3 protein-coding genes and 1 pseudogene are annotated in these 4818 nt (G+C 32.6%); 2 read left to right on the top strand and 2 right to left on the bottom strand.

Translation table 11 applies throughout. The features are described 5' to 3' along the window. Positions 1-179: 179 nt before the first annotated feature. Positions 180-998, bottom strand: a complete 819-nt coding sequence (locus FGM02_RS15945; RefSeq protein WP_139959499.1) for a DNA/RNA non-specific endonuclease — start codon at positions 996-998, stop codon at positions 180-182. 243 nt (positions 999-1241) lie between these two features. Between FGM02_RS15945 and FGM02_RS15940 the strand changes: the two genes are divergently transcribed. Then, positions 1242-3263, top strand: coding sequence for a phospholipase D-like domain-containing protein (locus tag FGM02_RS15940; protein WP_139959498.1), 2022 nt, complete (start codon positions 1242-1244; stop codon positions 3261-3263). Continuing rightward, a complete protein-coding gene (locus tag FGM02_RS15935) occupies positions 3263-4240 on the top strand; it encodes a hypothetical protein (RefSeq protein WP_139959497.1) in 978 nt (325 codons plus the stop codon). Before FGM02_RS15940 ends, FGM02_RS15935 begins: the two co-directional genes overlap by 1 nt. A gap of 88 nt (positions 4241-4328) precedes the next feature. Here FGM02_RS15935 and FGM02_RS15930 read toward each other — a convergent pair. Continuing rightward, positions 4329-4818, bottom strand: a pseudogene (locus FGM02_RS15930) (hypothetical protein); the annotation flags it as partial.

Here is a 4818-nt window from a genome sequence, read left to right as displayed (position 1 = left end):
ACAACTTTTGGTCTTGATCCGAAATCTGTGTATAATAAGCTATAAAAAGATACAACGGAAAGCCCGACCTGAAAGGGAACGCCCAAATAGTTGGTATAGCTTACTGTATTTGTAGATTATCTTTGTTGTGCTAAAATTCTAGTTGTAAATTAATAGGTTGTAGTTAGGAAATATTGAATTTATTTGTGGAATTTCCAGTTTTGTAGATCTACGGTTGACTCCAATAATTGCTCAATACTATCGTTGAGTGCATAATTGAAATCGATACCCGATACTTTTTCAATACTGTCAATAGAAACTGCTTTCGTACTTAGATGTGCTTTACTAGGTTTGTTTTCGAGAAGAAATCCGAGGGAATTAACTTGATTGTGTTTGAATTGTAATAAGACTTTGTAATAGTATTTTGGGACGGCTACTTTATTGATGCCAATGGTTTTTTCTATATTTTTTAGGATGGGACCAGTAACGACAAATAAAGAATCCGAATCATATGTCCAGTAGCGTATTTGAGTTTCAAGTTTCTTCCAAATACCTCTATTAAATGAGGGGTGTTGTGGAGACATATTGCTCATATAAAAACTTTCATTCATTGCCGTAGTGTTTTTATTCATAGAGCCCGCCGGTGCTAAATGTCCTCTGTCATATCCGCTGTGCGCGTAATCTTTAAGTTGAGCAGATTGACTACTAATTAAAGGATCTGGTTTGAATTTATTAGTTCTTTTTGTAGTGCCATTGATGAAATTTGGTGTGAGTTTATAGGATACCCAATAGGCTTGTTCGTGCGTTTCTGAGTATTGTAAGGCGTAATAGCTATGTTGAATATGTTCTCCTTTTTTGATAAATGGTGGTGTGAATATTATTTTATTTATTGTTGAATTTGTCGATCTATTAGATTCCTGTTTTCTAGTGATGGATGTTTCAATTTTTTGAGTAGTTTTTTTTGTAGAACAAGCTATTAGAACTGAGGTAAGTATGAGGGTGAAGATTTTGGCTTTCATGAAATATAGGATGTTGACTAACTTTAGATTTTCTTTTTAGCTACTTGTTTAAGTCATTTTTGAGGGACTTATATCTATAGATGGTTTTTCGTAAAGATATTTTAAAAATAGGGATTTTGGCGATAATTATAAAGCTTGAATTTACAGAATAAATGCTTTTAAATATTTATCAACAGTTTGCTTTTTTAAGCATTGCTTATAGTATCTTCGCAGCATTTTTTTGCTAATTGATAAAGGTATTTAATGGAACAAAAGGTATTTAAGGGAAGTGAAATTTACGATAATTTGTACAAAGAATTGGGATCTGCTAAGAAGTCGATATTTATTGTGGTGGCTTGGTTTACAGATGTTTCGTTGTTAGAGTTGTTGGCAGAAAAACAAAAAGAAGGTATTGAAGTAAGGGCTTTTATAGGTGATAATAAAGACAATAATTTGATTGATTATAGGGTACTTACAGATGTAGGGGGAATGGTCACAAAAATTAAAGGGAAAGGCTTTGGAATGCTGCACGAGAAGTATTGTGTTATTGATGAAACTTATGCGTTTCATGGCTCTTATAATTTGACAGTAAATGCAAAAAATAATAACTCAGAATCAGTAATATTTACAAATCATAAAGGAACGGTTGAACAATTAGTAAGTGATTTTTACAGTATGGAAGAGAATAACAATATAGTTTTGGAGGAGAAAAAGAGTTTTTTGGATAAATTTAAAAAACCGAAAGACGTAAAAGTAGTTTCTGATGCGCAAAAGGAATTAAAGGGTATTCAGGTTTTGTTGCCTAAAGAGAGTGCTATTGAGAGAGATATTGATGAAGTGTTTAAATCGATAATTTCAGCAGAGATTAAAAAAACGAATAGGACAGAGATTAAAGAAATGGCCTATAACCAAGCGCAAGAGGTTAGTGGAGATTCTCAGAATATTAATAAATCGATGGATTCTTTGTACCATTTATTTATTTCTGATAAGAAAGAAAATGATGACAATAAGGAAGTTCTCTTTAAAAAAATAGAAGATAAAGTTTCTGAGTTCAATCAGAACATTCAGAATACGAAGGATGCGAATTTGCACTCAGTAGAAATAGAAATTAATGCGGAGGAGAAAAATTTGCAGTTGCAAAAGGCAGAGGCAGAAATGAGAAAATCTTCAAAAGAAGCACTTAAGAAAAACATTTCAGATATTTCTATTGCAAGTATTCACAAGACTATTGAATCTGAAAAAACGAAAATTGATAACTTGGATGTAGCTTTTGTTAAGCCTATTTTTAAGTTGCATGAATTTATTCCGTTGGTTATTATCTTTTCAGGTTTGGCCTTTGCCATGTTTTTATTCTACTCGTCGTCGGCTTATATTATGTTGTATGCTGCAGATGATGCCATAAGAGATTTAAGCAATGGATTGAATGTAAATGCTCAAGTATACCAAGCTGATGCTATTTCAAAATCGATAGGAAAAGGTTGGTCGGCAGTTTCCTATATTTTGTTTTTTGTTTTTATTCCTTTTGCAGTGGCGTATGTGGCACACGACAAAAAGGTTTTGACAGATCCGGATACCGAATTTTCGGCTAAAAAAATATGGGTTGTGTTTAAAAATTGTACTCCCTATTTAGTGGTTATTGCCATTGATACATTTATTGCTATTAAAGTATCCAAAACGATAGGTCAAATAGAGTTTTTATCCAAAGGAATCGAGTCTACTGACTCTGTATTTAGCGATATTAACTTTTGGTTGGTATTTTTCTTAGGAGCCATTCCTTTTTTCTTTCTAGCTGAATTAATGAATAAGTTGATCGTTTTTTTTAGTGAAAGAAATGAGCAAGCAGGCAGAGATAAAATGCGTATAGAAAAGAAAATTGCAAATCAGAAAATCAGCAAACTTGAAAAAGAAATTGATTTGCACAAAAAGGAGATCGGTGATTTAGATGTAGAAATTGTTCAAGTGGAAAATGAAAAGTTGGTTTTGGAACAGAAATTAATTTTTATTCCAAAAGAATTGGATGTAAAAAATCGACAAATTAACGAGCAGGCATCCAATGATATTGCAACGGTTAGAAAGAAAGCGGATGTATATAAAAATGATATTGAAAATGACAATATTCAAATTTCGTTGACTTCATTAAAAGACAGAGTAAGTGCCTTTATTGAAGGTTGGAATCAATGGTTACACGATGAGTATGCTATTGATAAAGCCGTACGTAAATCGGAAGAAGCTATTTTACAATCGGATACTTGGTTGAATGAAAATATGAAAAAAATAGCGGAATAATGGGAAAGAAATTGATATGGAAATTGTTAGCCTTGATGTTTGTTTTTGCGGGCTGTGCTCCAGAAAAGAAAACTCAAATTAACGAACATTTAAATATAATCATCACGCCCGATTTATCCAACCGAATTACGGAAGGAATGTATCCGAAACCGGTAAAAGATGAGCAATTAATAGAGAGTTTGTATAAAAATTATTATCCTGAATTTTATAAGATAAACAATCGTGTTATTGGACAAAAAGATAAAATACAAGTGGTTTTAACAAATCCTTCTATTTTAAAAGAATCGCATATTTCCTTGTCAAATTTTTCTATGGATTTATCTAAATTCAATCCTAGTGAATGTATCAAGTATTTGACACATGGTGAAAACGAAGAAGATTTAGCGAGAACTACTATAGAAATTCAGAAACTTTACAACTATGCACAAAACAATACCACGGGTGGTGATGTGTACAATTATTTGAAAAAAGAATTGAATTCAAGTCTGGTAAAAGGAGCAGCAAAACCATTGCAATTAGATGCAAACACAACGGTGATCAACAAATATAGAAATATTATTGTGTTGCTAACAGATGGTTATATTGAAGCGGGATTGTATGGGAAATCGAATTGTAAGGGAAAACAATGCTTGTACTTAACTAGTAAAATTATTGCTGACTTTAGAAAAGAATATTTAAAGGCTAATACGACGAATTTACAAGAGTTTTTTAATAAGTCGGGGTATGGTATATTACCAGTAGTCAATAAGAATTTAAAAAATTGCGAGGTACTGGTTGTAGAAATGTACGATAGAACATTGAATCAGAAAACAGGAAGTCAAACCGTGTCTCCTAATGATTTTGAAATCATGAAATTATTTTGGGCTGACTGGTTGAAAAAATCGGGAGTACAACATTTTAAATTGTTAGATGTTTCAACATCAGAAGCAGAGTTTTTATCGAATCTTAAAAACTTTATCAAGGAGCCTGCGAAATAGGACGGTAGGAAATAGTTATAAAAAAAAGGTGAATTCGAATGAATTCACCTTTTTTAGTTTTTTATATGAACGTTCTCTTATTAAGCACCTATTTATTTTGATAATACTTACTGAATACTAAGAAAAGGACACCACACAAAATCCATGAAGGAAGGGTTACAAAAGATAAAAAGACATCAAATTGTACAGAAATAAAATAGAACAATCCAAAGCTGATGACCCATGCCCAAAAGACAGATTTGTTAAAGGATAAGTTTGCAGCTTCAGCGTAGTTTTTTACAATACCAAATCTCTTATGGAAAAAGTGTTCAAACACAATAATGGCACCAAAAGGCGCTAAAATAAAACCGTATAATGCGACAAAACCTAGAAGTTTCATGGCAAAAGCAGGAAACAAACCTGCAATGGTTGCTATGGCACCAGCCAAAATAGTCACCTTTGCAGTGGATAGTTTTGGTAAGATGGCTTGAAAGGCCAAACCTGCTCTATAAATAGTTGGATTCGCAGTGGTCCACCCCGCTAATACTACGGCAACAATTCCTAACAATCCGATAGCGTTATGGGCTAAAGGTCCAGGA

It is taken from the genome of Flavicella sediminum (genome assembly GCF_006381105.1).
GTDB classification, from domain to species: Bacteria; Bacteroidota; Bacteroidia; order Flavobacteriales; family Flavobacteriaceae; genus Flavicella; species Flavicella sediminum.
This window is presented reverse-complemented; position numbering and strand designations above follow the sequence as displayed.

Excerpts from the sequence above, each read along its gene's own strand:
- FGM02_RS15935 (WP_139959497.1), top strand. The coding sequence starts at position 3,263 with ATGGGAAAGAAATTGATATGGAAATTGTTAGCCTTGATGTTTGTTTTT.
- FGM02_RS15940 (WP_139959498.1), top strand. The coding sequence starts at position 1,242 with ATGGAACAAAAGGTATTTAAGGGAAGTGAAATTTACGATAATTTGTAC.
- FGM02_RS15945 (WP_139959499.1), bottom strand. The coding sequence starts at position 998 with ATGAAAGCCAAAATCTTCACCCTCATACTTACCTCAGTTCTAATAGCT.